Annotated in this window: 12 protein-coding genes; 5 read left to right on the top strand and 7 right to left on the bottom strand. The window is 64.2% G+C overall.

Annotation, left to right across the window (positions count from 1 at the left end; genetic code table 11):
* Positions 1 to 141: 141 nt before the first annotated feature.
* The 3 genes from ACLL97_RS01705 to ACLL97_RS01695 all read right to left on the bottom strand — a co-directional run bounded on the left by ACLL97_RS01705 (position 142) and on the right by ACLL97_RS01695 (position 5604).
* Positions 142 to 1500 (bottom strand): hypothetical protein, encoded by a 1359-nt coding sequence (locus tag ACLL97_RS01705; RefSeq protein ID WP_411278741.1) that lies wholly within the window; start codon positions 1498 to 1500, stop codon positions 142 to 144.
* 14 nt (positions 1501 to 1514) lie between these two features.
* A complete protein-coding gene (locus tag ACLL97_RS01700) occupies positions 1515 to 4688 on the bottom strand; it encodes a SusC/RagA family TonB-linked outer membrane protein (RefSeq protein ID WP_411278740.1) in 3174 nt (1057 codons plus the stop codon).
* Positions 4689 to 5136: 448 nt separating this feature from the next.
* Positions 5137 to 5604, bottom strand: coding sequence for a c-type cytochrome (locus tag ACLL97_RS01695; RefSeq protein WP_411278739.1), 468 nt, complete (start codon positions 5602 to 5604; stop codon positions 5137 to 5139).
* Positions 5605 to 5720: 116 nt separating this feature from the next.
* Here ACLL97_RS01695 and ACLL97_RS01690 point away from each other — a divergent pair, with 116 nt between their 5' ends.
* Together ACLL97_RS01690 and ACLL97_RS01685 are read left to right on the top strand one after the other, a co-directional pair.
* The gene (locus ACLL97_RS01690; RefSeq protein ID WP_411278738.1) at positions 5721 to 7178 is read left to right on the top strand and encodes an FAD-dependent oxidoreductase; all 1458 of its coding nucleotides are present in this window, start codon (positions 5721 to 5723) and stop codon (positions 7176 to 7178) included.
* Positions 7178 to 7534: a hypothetical protein gene (locus ACLL97_RS01685; protein ID WP_411278737.1), complete on the top strand. Its 357-nt coding sequence runs from the start codon at positions 7178 to 7180 to the stop codon at positions 7532 to 7534. Before ACLL97_RS01690 ends, ACLL97_RS01685 begins: the two co-directional genes overlap by 1 nt.
* Here ACLL97_RS01685 and ACLL97_RS01680 read toward each other — a convergent pair.
* Genes ACLL97_RS01680 through ACLL97_RS01670 form a run of 3 tightly spaced genes read right to left on the bottom strand, consistent with a single transcriptional unit; the run spans position 7431 to position 12342 of the window.
* The gene (locus ACLL97_RS01680; protein WP_411278736.1) at positions 7431 to 8447 is read right to left on the bottom strand and encodes an MBL fold metallo-hydrolase; all 1017 of its coding nucleotides are present in this window, start codon (positions 8445 to 8447) and stop codon (positions 7431 to 7433) included. The genes ACLL97_RS01685 and ACLL97_RS01680 overlap by 104 nt on opposite strands.
* Positions 8444 to 9007, bottom strand: a complete 564-nt coding sequence (locus tag ACLL97_RS01675) for a PepSY domain-containing protein (protein ID WP_411278735.1) — start codon at positions 9005 to 9007, stop codon at positions 8444 to 8446. Before ACLL97_RS01675 ends, ACLL97_RS01680 begins: the two co-directional genes overlap by 4 nt.
* On the bottom strand, positions 9004 to 12342 hold the full coding sequence (locus tag ACLL97_RS01670; protein WP_411278734.1) for a PDZ domain-containing protein: 3339 nt from the start codon (positions 12340 to 12342) through the stop codon (positions 9004 to 9006). Before ACLL97_RS01670 ends, ACLL97_RS01675 begins: the two co-directional genes overlap by 4 nt.
* A 274-nt stretch (positions 12343 to 12616) precedes the next feature.
* On the opposite strand from ACLL97_RS01670, the gene ACLL97_RS01665 reads away from it, so the two are divergent.
* Together ACLL97_RS01665 and ACLL97_RS01660 are read left to right on the top strand one after the other, a co-directional pair.
* Positions 12617 to 13825 carry a TonB-dependent receptor plug domain-containing protein gene (locus ACLL97_RS01665; RefSeq protein ID WP_411278733.1) on the top strand — a complete coding sequence of 403 codons (1209 nt, stop codon included), beginning with the start codon at positions 12617 to 12619 and terminating at the stop codon, positions 13823 to 13825.
* Between the two features lie 4 nt (positions 13826 to 13829).
* On the top strand, positions 13830 to 14255 hold the full coding sequence (locus ACLL97_RS01660; RefSeq protein WP_411278732.1) for a surface-adhesin E family protein: 426 nt from the start codon (positions 13830 to 13832) through the stop codon (positions 14253 to 14255).
* On the opposite strand, the gene ACLL97_RS01655 is transcribed toward ACLL97_RS01660, so the two are convergent.
* Positions 14194 to 15105, bottom strand: a complete 912-nt coding sequence (locus tag ACLL97_RS01655) for a DMT family transporter (protein WP_411278731.1) — start codon at positions 15103 to 15105, stop codon at positions 14194 to 14196. The two genes, ACLL97_RS01660 and ACLL97_RS01655, sit on opposite strands and share 62 nt — an antisense overlap.
* A 79-nt stretch (positions 15106 to 15184) precedes the next feature.
* On the opposite strand from ACLL97_RS01655, the gene ACLL97_RS01650 reads away from it, so the two are divergent.
* Positions 15185 to 18511 (top strand): glycoside hydrolase, encoded by a 3327-nt coding sequence (locus ACLL97_RS01650; RefSeq protein ID WP_411278730.1) that lies wholly within the window; start codon positions 15185 to 15187, stop codon positions 18509 to 18511.
* Positions 18512 to 18518 lie beyond the last annotated feature (7 nt).

Raw genomic sequence — 18518 nt, 5'->3', positions numbered from 1 at the left:
GGGCGAGCCGGGCTTCAAGGCGGTCGAGATCGGCCGCGGCGTGGCTGGTCGGTAAGTCAGCTCTGTGGTGATGGCACGACGTGAAAAGGCCGCCGGTGCGTAGTGCACCGGCGGCCTCTTCATGTCGTCAACCAACCGCGCTTACGGGTTGCGGTCGAGGCAACCGTTGAACTTCGGGTTGTTCCGCTCGTTGAACGGGATGACCAGGTTCACGTCGGTGCCGTAGGTCTGACTTGAACGGTAGCGCAGCGTGCCGACCGGAAACACCGTGGCCGCCGTACGGGTGTACTGACGGATCAGGCGGCGCATGTCGCCGAGGCGATGACCGGTGAGCCAGAGCCAGTAGGCGCGCTCTTTGAAGAGCATGTCCACCGCAGCGGCCTGCGTCGTGGGCGACGCCGCCAGCGGAGCAATGGCGGTTGCCAGACCGGTGGCGCGCAGCGTGTTCAGCTGGGCGAACACCGCGTCACGGTCAGCCTGCGTGGCACCCTGCAAGCGTGCTTCGGCCTCGATGAGACGCGCCTCGATGCCGTCGGCGAGTACGAACGGCGCCGACTGCGACGTGTACTTGAGCTGACGCGGCAGGTTGGTGCTGGTGCCGTCGAATCCGAGGTTCAGCGTCGCCACCCAAGGCACACGCGGATCAACCGGGGTGACGAGGTAGTCGAGACCGTTGGTGCCTTCGTTCGTACCGATCGTGTAGCGTGAGCCGGCGTTGTACATAGCCGACCAGAGGCCGTTGGTCTGACGACCGGTAGCGATCGAGTGGTTCAACGTGTACTTGAACGAGCTCGGGACCGCGCTCACCGCCGAAGCGGCTTGCGCAAACTGGCCCTGATTCAGCAGCACGCGCGCCTTGCCGATGGCAGCAAGGCTGCGGTAGTTCGCACCCGTAGCATTGGCGAGCGCGCTGTCCATCGACGCCGACGCGCGAGTGTAGACCTGCGCCGTGGTGAGTGGGTCGCCGTACTCGAAGTCGCCGCTCGCAGACACCTTGCTGAACGGCACGCCGGAGCAATAGCCCTCGCCAAAGGCAGTTTCGGCGAATCCCCGGATGGCGTACATCTCACTCAGCGAGTCCTTGACCGCTGTTGCCGTCGGCTTCACGACGATCCACTTCTCGATGGCCGCCGTGAGGCCGGCGCGCGCCAGCTGTAGCTGATTGTATGTGGTATTGAGCGAACCACCGAGCACTTCGCTCGCGTTACGCCCATCGGTGTTATAGCGATCGGCAAACGTGTCCGTCGTCTGGAGTTCATCACCGAGATTACCCGAGACGACCGCGAAGCCGTCCTGGGTACCCGAATACGCGACGATGAAGTCCTGCATTGAACCGTTTCGCAGCGTGGTCACGCCAAGGCTGCCGCCGATGGCGCCCTCAGCGATCACGTCAGGCGTTGGGACCGTGAGGATGTCCGAGCTGCACCCAGTCACCGCAAATACGGCGGCTACGGCGCCCACTGGACGGATCATCCGGCGTGCGGAATTGAAGAATCGCATGGATGTGTGTCGTCTCAGAAGGAGAAGTTCATGCGCAGCGTCATGATGCGCAGAGGCGGCGTGGAGAAGTACTCCTCATTTCCACGAGCGTCGTTGTTGGACTGGGCCGCTTCCGGATCGACGCCGGTGTAGTCCGTAATCACCCCGAGGTTACGGCCGGTGAGGACCACGCTCCAGCGCGACGCGCGGACGGCATTGGCCCACTTGGTCGGCATCTCGTACGCCACCGAGAGTTCGCGAAAGCGCGTGAACGCGCCATTCTCGAACATCCCCGTGTACACCGCCTGCGACGTAGCCAGCGCGTTGGCCTGTTCCTGCAGCGACGCGCTCTTGTCGTAGCGGCCGCGGCAGGTCACACCATTCATGCACTGGTGACGCAGCGTATTGTTGAATTTCCTGAAGCCCCACTTGCTGTCCACCTGTCCCGACACCTTGAGCTTCTTCTTGAAGAGCTCGAGGGTGGGCGAGAACGCAATTTCGCGCGTCGGGAACGTATTTCCCTGATACACCGCCGTGTCGCTGAACGTGAGTTCGCTTAGCGCCTTGTTCGAATTGAAGACGATGATACCGTCCCCATTCTTGTCGTCGAAACTGATGGTCCTGTCCCACAAGCCGAACAACGGGTAGCCCGGCAGGTTCCGCTGCGTGTTGCGGTTGCCGGAGGCGATCGGCGAAACGCCTTGACCAAGCTTGGTCATGCGGTTCTTGTTCGTCGAGCCTGTGAGCGTGAACGACAGCGCTGCGGCGTCACGTTCCAGCAAGCGCTGATTCCACGTCAGTTCGAGACCGGAGTTTTTGATGTTACCGATGTTCACGAACTGCGTGGTGAGGCCAGAGAGCGACGGCGCAATCGAACGTTGAATGAGGGCGTCGGTGGTGCTCTTGCTGTACGACGTCACTTCTATGTTCGTGCCGCCGGAGAACATGTTCAGGTCGAAACCGAACTCGGTTTCGGCTGAAAATTCCGGCTTGAGATTGGTGTTACCAAGCGATCCCAGCGACGCCGCGGGGGCATCACCCGTGGCCGTGGTGAGCGGGCCCGGCGAGTAGAAGCGCACGGCGTCGGTAGCACCCGGGATCTGACCCGAGGCGCCGTACGTGCCGCGAAGGCGCAGCGAATTCACGAAGTCCGGCAGTGGCAAAAACGTCTCGTCCGAGATCAGCCACGACGCACCGAGCTTCGGGTAATACACCGCGCGCGTGTTGGCACCGAACGCGCTCGCCGCGTCGCGGCGCATACCACCCGTGATAAACAGGCGATCACGGAGGGCAATCTGCTGTTCCACGTAGTAGCCGAGGGTGCGGCGTTCCACGATGCTCTGTGTGCTGGAGCGCGTGGCCGCCGACGATACCGTGACGCCGCCCGGCGGCAGGCTGATGCCGGTTCCGACCGTGCTGCCGACCGCGTTGCGAACGTACTGCATGCCGATGGACGTCGTCGACTTCATCCAATCCAGCAGCTGGAAGGTGCCGGTGGCCCCGTAGTCCGCCGTCTGCTGGTTGATGTCTAAGCGCTGGCTCGTGATGTTGCCCTGGCGTGTAGTACCCGTGGCCGGACCCTCACCCACCTTCGCGAGAAACAGGTCGTTGCGGCTGGTATAGTCAGAGCCGATCGCGCCGCGGGTGGAGAGCCAGGTCGTTGGCGTCCACTGTGCGGACACGGTGTTGATAAAGCGGTTGAGCCCCTGCGTGGTGGTCTGCGCCAGCACGTCGCCCATCATGAACGAGCGGTAGCCGCGCAGCGAATCGCCCTGCGCGTCAACGAGGTCGCCACGCCACGGTCCTCCGAGTGCGTCTACCATCAGGCCGTTGCCGTTGTCTTCGTTCTGCGGAAGGCGCAGTTCGCTGTTCACATAGCCGCTCGACGCCTGTACGAACAGACCCTTGCGGAGCTCGGCGTTCACGTTGGCGCGGAAGCTGTTACGCGCCAGCGCGTTCGGACGCATGATGTTGGAGGGGAGTTCGCTCACGCCGCGGCGCGCCTTGAGACGCGTCACTTCGTTGTCCGGCATCTTGTAAATGCCCGTCTCGCCTTCGGTCTGCCCCGACACGAAGAACTGCACCTTATCGTTGCCGCCCGACGCCTGGAGATTGTACTGGCGACGGCTGCCGTCGCCGATGGGCGTGAGGCCTGGGATGTTGAGCACATTACCACGCGACAGCGAGTCGGTGGAGGTGCAGGCGCCCGACGCGACGGCGGTCAGCAGACACGGCACCGAGCGAGTCGGAGCGGCGGCCGTGCGGCCCCACAGCGACCACAGGTCCGGATACTTCGCCGTGTTGTTAATCTGGCCGTTTTCGATGCTCAAATTGTAGACCGTCTTGCCCGACTTACCGCGCTTGGTCGTGATGACCACCACGCCGTTGGCCGCTTCGGTACCGTACAGCGTGGCCGCTGACGGGCCCTTCACGATTTCGATAGTCTCGATTTCGGACGGATTGATGTCATCGAGGCGTGACGGACCCGAGCCACCGACACCGAGGCCGTTGTTCGTGGTTGACGTGGCGCGCACACCGTCGATAACGACGATGGGATCGTTCGACAGCGAGAACGAGTTCTGGCCGCGGATACGAATACGTGAGCCGGTACCGGTGGCGCCGGTTTGCACGACCTGCACGCTGGAGGTACGACCCGAAAGCAGGCTGCCCATGTTCGACACGGGGAGCTCGGCGAGCTTTTCGGCCACGTTGATCTGCGCGGTGGCGTTGGCCAGTTCGACCTTACGCTGCTGACCGGTCACCGTGGTGACGACGGCCGCGAGCGAGAAGGCGGCCTGCTTGATCTGCACATCGGCAACCGACGGCGCGGCCGCCGTGACGTTGACCGTGATCTTCTGTGCTTCGTAGCCGATGCGATTCACATCGAGCGTCACCGAACCGACCGTGGTCACGCGAAGCGTGTAGCGGCCGTTGTCGGCGGTGAGTGTACCGTTCTGCGTGCCGGCAACCAGTACGCGAACCTGTGCGACCGGGTTGCCGGTGGCGGCGTCAGTGACGCGTCCGGAGATGGTTCCGCCGGCAGCCTGCGCATCTACGCGCGGAGCCGCAAGCAAGGAGGCGCCGACGAGTCCGGTAAGCAGGGCAAGGCGTGCGCAAACAGCGGCCAGTGGGCGGCGAAAAACGGAATGATGCGACGAGCAGCTTCGCTGCTCGTCGCGATCAGTCGCGACGGGTCCGAACAATCGCATCTCGTGACTCCCTCAGAGAGCTGGATCACTCAACGGCCACCCAGTGTGGCCGAACATGGTCACGGCCAACACCAATCGCGCGCCGAAGGGCCTGCGATCCGGTTAACCATGCCACTACTATGCACGGGCGTGTGAACACCCGATTGGCGCGAGGGGAACGGAAGGACGCTGCGAAGATCGCGCATCGCTCCCGGGTGCGTGGCAAGCACGCGGCGGGAAACTGCGGTGATAAGAAAACAGTATTCGGAGGGACAACAGTCCGAACTGACAATCCGTCACCGAGGGCTGCGAAATCGCACGCGCCGCTATGAGACTGAGACAGTAGGACCGCGTGAGGGTACGATACGGTACATCCCCTGTCAACATGGAAGGCCATCAACCATGCATACAATTAAACAATGACATTCCCGTCGACGGACGAAGCGTCCGCCGACAGGGACGACGAGGATTACGGCACAAAATGAGGCGGCGGCGGCAGCTCGAACTTGAGCGTCGACATCGTCGCCGAATCGGACACCAGCGGCGTCTCCCCGGCCGGCAGTCCGTTGAGCTTCAGGATGTAGACCACCGAATGCAAGTACTGCTCAGGCGTCAACGTGCCCGGACCGTCGTCCGGCATGGTGGTCCGGATTTGCTCGTACATCTCGAACAGAGAACGCCCGACCCACTTCGTCCGGAAGTCGGCGCTGGTTACATCCTTTGTTTCATGACATCCGGAGCAGGTCGCGGTCCAGACCTTCGCCCCCTCCTCCGCTTGCGCTTCGGTATACAGCTTCGCACTGTCGACCACGAACATCGCCGCGCTCAACGGCGCGACCGCGAGCGGACGCTGGGCAGACATGCGGCTCCCGCCGAATACGCTGGCAGAGACCACGGTGGCGAGGAACGCGCTGGGAAGATAATTACGCATCGTCATAGCCCAGTAACGTGTGTCGCGACCCAAACGCTGACAAGCTGTGATCTACGCGGCATCTGTTAATCCTTTCGTGAAAGTCGATTGCGATTGTGCGCGGCCGTGGACATGTTCGCCCCATGACGATTACCCCGCTTGTCCCTGAACGTTTGGATTCCGCTGAAGATCCCGCGTCCCTCCCGCGCCGAGACTTTCTCCGAATCGCCGGAGTCGGTGCCGGCGCGCTGCTCGCATCAGGCTGCGCGTCGGCCGGCGCCTTCGCCTCGGCCGACCCCGTCCGTGGCATCGAACGCGGCCGCACCAAGGACGGCGGCGTCGGGCACGTCATCGTGATCGGCGCCGGCGCGTGGGGTGGCTGGACCGCCTACCATCTGCGCGAGCGTGGTGCCCGCGTCACACTCATTGACGCCTACGGACCCGGCAACTCGCGTTCCACCAGTGGCGACGAAACCCGCGGTATTCGCTCCTCCTATGGAGATCGTGCCGTCGGCGAGCTGTGGACACCTTGGGCCCGGGCCGCCATCGAACGGTGGCGCCTGTTCGAGAAAGAATGGGCACCCGTGTTCCGGACGTCATACTTCCATCCAACGGGCGACGTGATCATGCGGGCCACCGCCGAGCCGTTCATTACGAAGACGCTCGACTTGTGGAAGGCGAACAACGTGCCACACGAAGTGCTCAACGGCGCCGAGTTGCGAAAACGCTATCCGGTTATCAAAGCCGACGACATCACTATCGCCATTACCGAGCCCGACGCCGGTGTCGTGCGCTGCCGTGCGGCCACGCAGGCCGTGGCGGCGGTCGGTGGAAAGATGGGCGTGAAGCTCGTCATCAGCCGAGTACGTCCCGGACCGATCGTGAACGGATCAATGGACGGGGTGATCCTGGAAGACGGGACCACCATGCGAGGCGACTCGTATGTGTTCGCCTGTGGTCCGTGGCTGCGCAAACTCTTTCCGTACATGGAAAACAGAATGCGCGTCCCTATCGGCGTGGCCTGCTATTTCGGTGTACCCGTCGCCGACTCGCGCTTCACGTTCCCGAATTTGCCCAGCTTTAACTTTCCCGGTGTGACCGGCTGGCCCGTGCTCCCCGTCGATTCGCGCGGCTTCCGCGTGCGTGGGGCCATCGCACCGCCGGTACCGCCCGTTGGCACATCCCCAGCCGCAACACCCGCCGCCGTTGGGCCTGCCGCCGTTGGGCCTGCCGCCGGTGCACCGGTAGCGGCCGATCCGTTGCAGCAGGATCCGGACACCAGCAACCGCTGGGCCAGTCAGGATCGCATCGATGGGTCCCGACGATTCCTCGCGGCCCGTTTCCCGGCGCTCGCCAATGCCCCACTGCTCGAGACCCGCGCCTGTCACTACGAATCGAGCGTGAATGGCAACTTCATCATCGACCACGTGCCCGGCACCTCGAATGCCTGGATCGCCGGCGTCGGTCAGGCCGAAGGCTTCAAGTTCGGTCCGGTCGTTGGCGAGTACGTGGCGCAGCGCGTGCTCGGCATCACTGGCGACCCGAAGCTCGTGGCAGCGTTCAAGCTGCCGACCGAGGAATACGAGAAGCCGCCCGGATAATGCGACGCCCCGCATTGCTCGTGTTCGCGGCGCTCTTCTTCGCCTACGAACAGTGGTCGTTCTACACGTGGATGCAGATGCACGGCTCGGCATCGGCCGGGCTCGCGCACGCGTGGATGACCCTCCGTCAGGATCCCATGGTGTTCATGGCCTGGAACGATATGGGGGTGTTTACCGCCATCGTACTCGTGTGGCTGGCGCGCGATCTGCGCGCCCGTGGCCGCGCCATTTGGTGGTGGCCGGCCACGCTCGTCATGGGATGTCCGCCGCTGCTGGTGTATCTGGCAACCGGTAGCGACGCGTCTCCCCGTGCCGAAGCACGCGAAATCGATCCAGCGGCAAGCCGCGCGCGGTGAGCGCCGCCGCGAGATCGCGCGGCGGCTGATCCAGCGGCTCGTCGGTGAGCGCAAAGGTGCCCCAATGCACGCCGATGGCTTCCGACGCATTCACCTCGAGCATCACCTGCACCGCTTCGTCCGGGTTCACGTGTTGCGTGCGCATGAACCACCGCGGCTCGTACGCGCCGATCGCAATCGCGGCGGCGTCGAAGTGTCCGAAGCGCGCACCGATGGCACGCGGCTCATTGGAGTAGCCGAGATCACCGGAATACCAGAATCGGAAATCGGGATGGACGATGGCCCAGCTGCCCCACAACGACTGGTTGCGGTCGAGCATCGTGCGATTCGACCAATGCTGCACCGACAGAAAATGCAACTCGACATCGCGCGTACGTCCGGGCCAGCGCACCACGTCATCCCACGCGCAGCCGATCACCCGGGCACCTCGTGCCGCGCGCGGGAGATTCGTCGCAAACCACGACTCAGTACCGCGCGGTACGATGAACGCCGGCGCGCCACCCGTCTGCACCGCCACGTCACGCATGGAACGTCGGTCGAGATGATCGTAGTGATTGTGCGACAATAGCACGGCGTCGATGCGCGGCAACTGGTCGGCGCGAAGCCCAGGCGCTTGATGGCGTTTCGGACCGGCGAACCACACCGGTGAAGCTCGCGCACTGAACACAGGATCGACCAGCAGGTTTATACCGTCGATCTGCAACAGCAGCGACGAGTGGCCGATCCACGTAAGAGCGGGTTCGTCACGATTCTCATGAATGAACGCCAGATCTGGCGCCACACCCACGATCGATTGCTCCGGCGCACGGGGCAGTCGGTTACGCGTGCGCTGCACCATCCACGTCCCGGCACCGGCACCATCCACGTTGACGCCGGATCGATTCGAATACGGTGGGCCGGATGGCTCGGTCACGCAGCCGACGACGTCGCGGACGACGACGTCGCGGACGATGACGTCTCGCGCCGCTTCTTGGCGCGCGCGCGGAACGGCAACAGAAACAGATACATCCCCGTGATCCACAACCCGAGCACAATCACCGCGGCGGGGAGGAAGACCCAGAGCTTCACCAGTGGATGAAAGAATGATCCGTCGTGAATGCTCTCGATCAGATCCGAACGACGATACGCCGACTGCAACAGCGCACCGGTGGCAAGCTCCATCTGGAGCTCCCAGTTTGTAATCGTTGCCACCTTCACGATGCCCTTGCCCGGACGGACGTCGAGCCGATCGATGTCCGCCCAACTCGACACGTTCGCCTCGGGCACCGACTGCGCAGTGGCGAGGATCTGTTCCATCGTCACCGTTGGTACATGCACCGCGGTTTTCTGCTCGGTCGGCTGCACCCACGTGAGCTGCTTCTTGAGCTGCAGGAGCAGGCCGGTGCAAAGCACGATCACGAACGGCAATGCGACCGCAATGGAGCCCCAGCGGTGCAGCTTCCGATTCCAGATGCGTGGATTGAATGGGCTCACGGTTTCCGTTTACCCCACACCGGGGGCAAAGGCTCCTTCGTCGCGCGATCATTCTTCCACGTGGAGAGCAGACGCATCGCTTCCTGCACCGCGCGCTCCAGCTGCGGATCACGGCCGGCGATCACGTCTTTCGGAAAATTTTCGACATCGATATCGGGCGCCACGCCCTCGTTCTCCACGGCAAACTTGTCGTCGCGCGAGAAAAATCCGAAACGCGGTGCGATCATCGAGCCGCCGTCCACGAAGTTCGGCGTATCGGTCGTCGCCACCAGTCCGCCCCAGGTCCGCGCACCGACCAACGGTCCGAGTTTGCGACGTTTGAACATGTACGGCATCAGATCGCCGCCCGATCCCGCCATTTCGTTGATGATCATCACCTTCGGCCCCCAGATCCCGTTCGCGGGGCTGGTAAAGGGATAGCGATCACCGACCGGGTTGTTGAAGTACCCGTCGTAATCGCGCCCCAACAGATCCACGATGTAATCAGCCGCCGATCCGCCGCCGTTGTAGCGCTCGTCGACCACCACACCCTGACGGTCCTGCTGCGCGAAGTAGTAGCGATTGAAGCTGGTGTATCCCGGCTGACCCGTGTTCGGGAGATACACATACGCCAGCTTGCCGCCCGAGAGCGAATCGACCTTGCGACGATTGTGCTCCACCCACGCTCTGGTGCGCAGTCCCTGCTCGTTCGCGATCGGCATCACGGTCACGGTGCGCGCGCCCTGCAACTCGGGGCGCGCATTCACCGTGAGAATTGTCTGCCGGTTGGCGGTGCCATCGAGCAAACGAAAAATATTGTCGGGCGCGCGCAGCTCCACGCCGTTGATCGCCAGCACATAGTCGCCAGTGCTCACGTTCACGCCAGGCACCGCCAGCGGTGCCCGCAGCTCCGGATTCCAGCTCTCGGCGTCGTAGATGCGCGCCAGACGGTAGCGACCATTGTCGATCGTGAAGTCGGCGCCGAGCAGGCCGCCCGTGTTGGACGGCACGTCGGGGATGTCGCCACCGCGCACGTACGAATGCCCGATCGCGATTTCGGCGCCCATGTTGTCGATCAGATAATTCAGATCGGCGCGATGATTCACGTGCGCCAGCAACGGTTCGTACATCTGCTTCACGGCGGGCCAATCGGCGCCATGCGCGTTCTTCACGTACAAATTGTTGCGTTGATTGCGCCAGCCTTCGTTGAAAATCTGACGGAACTCTTCACGTGGGTCGATGTACGCGCGCAACGTGGCCGTGAGGCGACCAGCGCCGGCCGTCGGCACGGCGCGGTCGGCATCCACCAGGTAGAGTCCACCCTGCGCACCACCCGTGCGATACAACAACTTACGGCCGTCAGCGCTCACCACGTACTGCGCCACATCGGTGACGAACGGGGCCGCGCGGCGCGTGGAGAGCTGGAAGCGGTGCAATGTATTGCCGCGTGGCGCACCCGCGCCGCCCGTACCCGTCGCCGCCACCGACTCGAGAAAGAACACCGACCCCGCCGGACCGGCGCGCAAGGCGCCGTAATCGCGCTCGGTCACGCCCTGCACCGCGATGATGCGCTGCTGAATACCATCGAAATCGATACGCACCGCACGAGGCACCGGCACCACCGCCGGCCGCGTGCTGTCGGTGCGCGCCGATGCCGCGGACGCGGCCGGCGGCGTCGCACTATCGCCACGCGTGCGCGCCGCTTCTTCGTCGCTCTCCGGAAGCAACGGCGACGCGTCGCTCTTGGCCAGCACGGTGAGGTACAGCGACCGCGTTTCCGGACGATCGTACTTCGACATATCCAGCAGCGAAGAATTCAGCGCAAAATTTGTCGACGCGAGGAACCACAGGTATTTGCCACCCGCATCCCAAGCCGGTGCCGTGGCATCGGCGAGGCCGTCGGTGATCTGCTGCACCGCACCGCTCTCAGCGTCGTACACGAAGATTGCGCGGAACAGCGATTTGAGCCGCTTCGGATATGCCATGTAGCGCGAGTCGGCACTCCACACCGGCACGATCGATCGGTCGGCCATGAAATACGGATCGGTATCCGCCACCTTCGATTGCCCGCTCGCCACGTCGACCATCCAGATACGGAAGTGCGTATCCTGAAACGCGATCTTCCGCCCGTTCGGCGACCAGCTCGGCGCATATGGACGACTCGGCTCCGGCAGCGTGATCGCTCGACGAACGCCCAATCCATCTTGCGGCGCAATCACCAGCGTGTACTCGCCGCTGGCATCGCTGAAATACGCCAGCGACTTGCCGTCGGGTGACCACACGGGCGCGATCTCGGCCGCTCCGCTCGTATTCGTAAGGTTCCGCACGTCACCCTTCTCGGCGGGGATCGTGAAGATCTCTCCGCGCGCTTCGACCGCCGCGCGCTTGCCGGTGGCCGACAACGCCAGACTGGTGATACGCGATGACACATCCTTCCACGATGCCATCATCCACGGGAAGTCGCCGGTTGCCGTGATGTTCACCACGTGCGCACGGCCCGTTTTCGCATCGAGCTCGTGCACGTAGCCGGCCTGCTCGAATACGACCGTGCCCGCCCATGCATCGAGTGCCTTCACGTCGAAGTCACGAAACTTCGTGACCTGCGCCAGCTGCTTCGACTTCGTGTCGTACGCGAACACGTTGGACACGCCGTCGCGATCCGACAGGAAGTACACAGCGTCGTTCACCCACACCGGGTCCATTTCCTTCGAGTTCGTGAACGGCGTCGAGTCGAGCGCAAAGCTCTTGAGATCGAGAATCCAAATCGGTTTATTTTGTCCACCGCGATAGTTGCGACGTTCTTCATCCCATGAGCTTGGCATGCGATAGGCCACACGATTTCCATCGGCCGAAAGCTTGCCTTGATAAGCACGCGGCATTGACATCGGCGTTTCTACGCCGCCCGCTACCGGCACGGTCCAGAAACGCTGCGCGGCCGAGGGCGCCCACGAGGCACGCGGGCTCGCGAACATCACCGACGTCCCGTCGGGCGTCCATCCCTGCACTATGTCCGCCGACGGATGCCACGTGAGTCGCTTCGGCTGTCCACCACCCACCGGCACCGTGTACACGTCGGTGTTCCCCGCGTATTCGGCGCTGAACGCCACCAGTGAACCGTCGGGCGAGAGCTTGGGATTCTGCGCCTGTCCCTGAAAGCTGGTGAGCCGCCGCGCGGCGCCACCGGCGCGCTCGACGACCCAGATGTTGTTGGCATAGGCGAAAGCGATATGCTGCGCGCTCACCGTGGGGGTGCGCAGCAAACGCGTGCCGGACTGCGCACGCGCGGGAACGGCCGAAACGACAAAGAGAGCGAGCGCGGGAAGCGCTGCTCGCGAGCGGGCGATCAGTCGTGACATAGGGACGCCAGAGGGGGCCGCGAGATCGGGAGGGAATACACCGAGCACATCGCTTCAATGTTACTCAGTGGAGAGCAGCTGAGTTAGCCTTCCCGACCTGACTCCGCGTCGCGGCGCAGGAGATCATCGCCGCCTTGTGGCCAAGGAACACAGGCACGGGCACAGGGATTAACAGAAGGTGCCTTATGGTCCTCTTGATGAGCCGGGTGGCGCTTGGCATCATTCACCGGTTATCCTCACGGCTGGACCACACAAGCCAAACGCTCGGTCTCCCATGCCGCACTGGTCGTCCCTTCTGTTCATTGCGCGCGTAAAGCCGCCCCGCCGCCGCGGTTCCCGCGTCGTCACGCTCGCGTGGGCGACGTTGCTGGTGGGTCTGTGTATCGTGCCCGGCACGGCAATGCCGGCGCAGGTCGCGACACCGGTCCTTACCGGGACGGTCAAAGGCTCCGTGGTCACCGTGGCGCGGATCCCACTGGTGGGCGCGCAGATCCGATTTGGCAGCGCTACCGACGTCGCCGAATCGGATGACGCCGGTCAGTTCATCGCCGCCCGGGTAGGTGCCGGAGCGATGTGGGTGCGCGTCCGGCGCATCGGCTACCGCCCGGAGTCCCTGTTGGTCACCGTGCTCGCCGGTCAGTCCATCGAGCCCACGGTGGTAATGACCCAGATCGCCCAGAGCATTGCCGCCGTGAAAGTGGTTGGCCGACGGGATATCACCGGACCGATGGCAGGATTCTACAAACGATTGCAGGGCGGAGGCGGCCGCTACTTCACGCAAGCCGACATTGAACGGCGTAATCCCAGCAACATGACGGACCTACTCCGCACCGTGCCGGGCGTCCGAATCGAGACCCGCGGTTTCGAGAACAAAGTGCGTGTACGTGGTAGTCGTTGCTCGCCCTTGGTCTGGCTCGACGGCCAGGGGCTTTTTGCCGCCGAGTTCGATCTCGATGCGCTGGACCCGCGCACGTTTGAGGGGATAGAAGTGTACAGCGGACCCGCCAGCGTCCCCATGGAATTTCAGGGGAATCAGCGGATGAGCAGCAGTTGCGGAACCATTGTGCTCTGGTCGCGCCGCGGCGAGTTCCGGGAAAAGAAGGCGAAAAAGGGCGATCTCACCCCCGCCGCGCGCATCGCGCAGCTTCTCGAAGAGTCGACGATCTTCACCGCCGCCGACGTCGACGCCGGAGCACGCGTGGACTCCTCGACGATCGTGCGACCGTTCTACCCCGACTCCCTGTTCGACGCGCAGGTCGCCGGCGAACTGATCGCCGAGTTCGTGGTCGGCACCAACGGATCTGCCGTCATGGAAACGTTCAACGCGATGACGACCACGCATCGTTCGCTCGTGGAGCCGGTACGCCGTGCGGTGCGCGAGCAGCGCTTTGTGCCGGCAATGCGTAAGGGGCGGGTTGTGCAGCAAGTCATGCAGTTGCCATTCACGTTCGTACCGGACTCCACCGCCCGTCGCCGCCGCTAACCGCATGCACACTCACCTGTCCGTCACTGTCTGCGGCGCGATCACGCTCGCCGCCTCCCTCCTGATGGCGTCGTCCGCGCCAGCGCAGAAACTTGTGGAGATCGGCAAGACGTCGGTCGGCACGCCGGTGTTTCTCGAAGCGAAGTCGGACACGCGCAGCAACGGCATCGTCACGGCCACGGTGCGCGTGCGCTTGCAACCGCCGCTCAAGCACGCATTGGGGGATCTACGCAGTTCGCGCACGATCGCGATGTACGACTGCGCCAAGCAGACCGTGGCGACGAAAGAAAGCTGGTACTATCTCGACGACGCCGGCCAGAAGGTCGGTATGCACAAGCAAGTGAAAATCCCCGGTTTCGGTCCGTCGTTCAAAGGCTCGCTGGCCGACGTGGCGATGCGGCACCTGTGCGCGACTCCCCAGCCGCGCTGAGTAACACGCCGGCGATCACGGTGGCGGCGCCGGCCAGTCCCAGCGGCGACAGTCGCTCGCCCCACACGACATACGCGGCCACCACCGCGATGACGGGTTCCAAGGTGGCGATTGTGGCCGCGCGCGCTGACGGCAGTCGCTTCACCCCCTCGGCGTAGGCCAGGTACGCCGCGTACGTGCACACCACGGCCAGAAACGCTACGCCACTCCACGCCGATCGCGACAGCGATTGAAACCGCACGAACGGCACCATCGTGGCGGCGCCGATACTCAGCGCCCACGCCATGACGCGCGACGACGCGTTGTGTGAGAACAGCCGCCGCCCCACGAGAAAGTAGAGCGCGTACATCGCGCCCGAGAGCAGTCCCCACCCTACGGCGCCCGGCGACCAGCGCACCGCGCCGCTTCCACTGGCCAGCGCCACCATTGCGACGCCGACCAGCGTGAGGGTGAGGGCGGCCGTGGCCCGTGCATTCAGTCGCTCCTGAAAAAAGATCCACCCACCGATCGCAACCCAAATCGGCGCCGAGTACATCAGGATGGAGGACAGCGCCACACCACCCTGCTCGATGGCGTTGAGGTACGCGAAGTACAGCACCGCAACGCCGGCCACGCCGAGGAACAGGGCAGCGGGGCGATCAGCGCTTCTCAGGGGCTCAGCACGTGTGACGGCAGCGTGAACCGTGAACAGCGCGGCCGCAATCGCCGCCCGCCAGAAAGCGACCGTAAGCGGTGGTGTGCCATCGGCCATCGCCACGCGCGACATCACCCCCAGCAGCCCCCAACACAGGACCGCCAACAGGATGGCGATCGAGCCGAATCGAATGGTCGCGGGTGTGGGGTGAGTCATCGCACGGAATCTAGCAGCCGCTGATATCCAGCCCCATGTTGCACGGGTCCCGCACCCTCATCCTCCGCTCAGGCTACCCGTGCGCTTCCCGCGCTCTTTGCAGGCTCGCTGCTCGCTCGCGCTGTCCGTCGCGATCGCGCTCTTACCGATTGCGCGAGTACTCCCGGCGCAGTCCGCCCCGGGCTTCAGCGCGCTGCATTGGCGCGCCATCGGCCCTTTGCGCGCCGGTCGTGCGCGCGCGCTGGCCGGTGTGCCCTCGCAGCCCAGTGTGTTCTATGCCGGATTCGACAACGGCGGCGTGTGGCGCAGTACCGATTACGGCTCGAACTGGGTGCCCTTGTTCGACGACCAGTCCACCGGCTCGATCGGTGCGATCGCCGTGGCACCCTCGAATCCAAATATCATCTACGTGGGCAGCGGCGCCGGCATCATCCGTCCCGACCTCGCCGTCGGCGATGGCATGTACAAATCGATCGACAACGGAAAAACGTGGGCCCATCTCGGCCTGCGTGAGTCGCAGATGATCGCGATGGTCGACGTCGATCCGAAGAATCCGAACCGGCTGTTCGTGGCCGCGCTCGGCCATCCGTATGGCCCGAACAGCGAACGCGGGGTGTTCCGGTCGGTCGATGGGGGCGCGTCGTTTCAGCGCGTGCTGTACAAAGACGAATACACCAGCGCCAACGATGTACGCATCGATCCGCAGAATCCCGACATCGTGTACGCTACACTCTGGCAACAGCAACAAAGCTTCATTGAAGGTCAGGGTTTCGGCGGCGGCGGCAACGGCATCTTCAAGTCCACCGATGGCGGCACCACCTGGAAGCAGCTCACCGTCGGACTGCCGTCGATCCTGCAGGCGAACATCGCGTTCGCGCCCGGTAATCCCAAGGTGCTGTACGCCATGGTGGCGGCGGCACCACCCGCTGGTTCGGCGGCCGGCGCATCGGGTCCGATCGGTTTCTACAAGTCGACCGACGCGGGCGAGCATTGGTATCTCGCCGTGAACGGCCCGGGTTCAGTCGTCGGTGCCGCGCCGAAGTTCGTGGACAATCGTCCGCTGGCGCGCATTGGTGGTGGTGACCTCCCCACGATTACGGTGGACCCGAGTAACGAGAACGTGGTGTACAGCGCGTCGGTCGTGATGTGGCGCACCGAAGATGGCGGTCTCACCTGGTCGGCCGTACGTGGCGCGCCCGGTGGTGATGACTACCAGAAAATCTGGGTGAATCCCAACAATCCCGATCTCATCTTCACGGTGTCCGACCAAGGCGCGGTGGTGTCCGGAAATCGCGGCGCGTCGTGGAGCAACTGGTACACGCAGCCCACCGCCGCGATGTATCACGTGACCACCGACAACGCGTTTCCCTATCGCGTGTGCAGTGGACAACAGGACAACGGATCAGCCTGCGTGAAGAGTCGCTCCGACGACGGACGCATCACGTTTCACGATTGGCATCCGGTCAATATTCAGGAGTATGGCATCGCCGCGCCGGACCCGCGCGATCCCGAGGTGATCTTCGGCAGCCAGCGCACGAACGTCTCGAAGTATGACCGTCGCACCGGACAGACCGTGTTGGTCGGCCCCGACCTCTCGGTGCGCGGCCCCAAGGGCGAGAACTTCGGCCGCAACGTGCGCACGATGCCGTTGCACTTCTCACCGGTCAACCCCGACGTGCTGTACTACGCGTCGAACGTGGTCTGGAAGACACTCGATCGCGGACAGCGCTGGACGCGCATCAGCCCCGATCTGGCGCGGCAAACGTGGGACGTCCCGGCCACCGCCGGCCGGTACACCAGTAGCGTCACGCCGGCACCGGTTGGTGCGATTACCGCGTTGTCACCGTCGCCGCGCAGCGCGAGCGTGCTGTGGGCCGGCACCGACGATGGACAGGTGCAGGTCACCACGAATGGCGGCACGACCTGGAAAAACGTGACGCCGGGCGCAGTCAAGGCGTGGACGCGCATCTACAACATCGACGCCGGACACTTCGACGCCGGCACGGCGTATATCGCGGCCAATACGTTCCGCCTCGACGATTTGCGCCCGCACTTCTATCGCACGCACGATGGCGGCGCCACGTGGACCGAAATCAGCACCGGCTTACCAGGCAATGCGCCGGCCAACGCGATCCGAGAGGATCCCAAGGTAAAGGGGCTGCTCTACGGCGCCACTGACACGCAGGTGTGGGTGTCGTTCGACGACGGCGATCATTGGGAGTCGCTGCGCATCGACATGCCGGCCATTGCCGTGCGTGATCTGCAAATCAAGGATGACAGCAGCTGCCTCTGCAGCGATCTGATCGCCGGCACGCACGGTCGTGGTTTCTACATTCTCGACAACGTCACGCCGCTGCGGCAAATGGCGGCCGCGCGGAGTGCCGTCGCCGCTCGCGAGGCCCATCTGTTCGCGCCCGCGACGGCCGTGCGGGTGCGCTTTGCGACCAATGATCCCACGCCGTGGCCGCCGGAAATGCCGTCGGGCGAAAGCGCCCCGTCGGGCGCGTTCATCGACTACATGCTGGCCGCCACAGCGTCGTCACCGGTCACCCTCGAAATTCTCGACGCATCGGGCAAGTTGGTACGCTCGTACTCCAGCGCGCAGAAGGCCCTCGACCCGCATCCGTACACCGATCGCACACGCTACAACGAGGTGTGCAAGACCACGCCAACCGCGCCGTATTGCGGACTCCCGCTCTACTGGCCCGGCCCGCCGCAGGCCCTGTCCGACGACGCCGGACTGCATCGCTTCACGTGGGATCTCCACTTTGATCCGGTCACGCCGGAAGATGCGATTCCGCAAGGAGACGATGACGCCACCGGCGCTGTACCGGGTCGCACGTTGCCCGTGGTAAACGCCCCGTGGGCCCCGCCGGGCCGGTACACCGTGCGTCTGACCGTCAACGGCAAGCGGTTCGAGCAGCCGCTCACGCTCCGGCTGGATCCACGCGTGAAGACACCGGCCGCCGCTCTGTCGCGTCTGCATGCGCTTACCACCGAGATGTATCGCGGCGCCGTCGAAACGCACCGCGCCTTCGTGAGTGCCCGGGCCGTCGTCATGCAGTTGAACGGCATGAGCGGCGCCGATGTCGACGCGCTCAAGGCGCGGCTGGAAACGGTTGCGCCGTCGTCGGCCACCGCCCGCAATGTGCGCGGTTTCCGTCGTCGGGGCGCGGCACCCGTCTCGACCTCACTCGAAAGCGCGAGCACGGCGATGCTGGCCGCCGCGATGGCCATGCACAACGCCGACGTGGCGCCGACCGCTACCCAAATAGCGGCCTGCGCTGCCGCGCGCGCGATGGGGGTCAACGTATTGCCCACGTGGAACGCGCTGCGGACCACAAGCATCGCGGCCTTCAACACGAAGCGCAGGGCCGCCGGGCTTCCCACTCTCACGCTCCCCTAATCCATGA

It is taken from the genome of Gemmatimonas sp., from assembly GCF_046594945.1.
Taxonomy (GTDB): Bacteria; Gemmatimonadota; Gemmatimonadetes; order Gemmatimonadales; family Gemmatimonadaceae; genus Gemmatimonas.
This window is presented reverse-complemented; position numbering and strand designations above follow the sequence as displayed.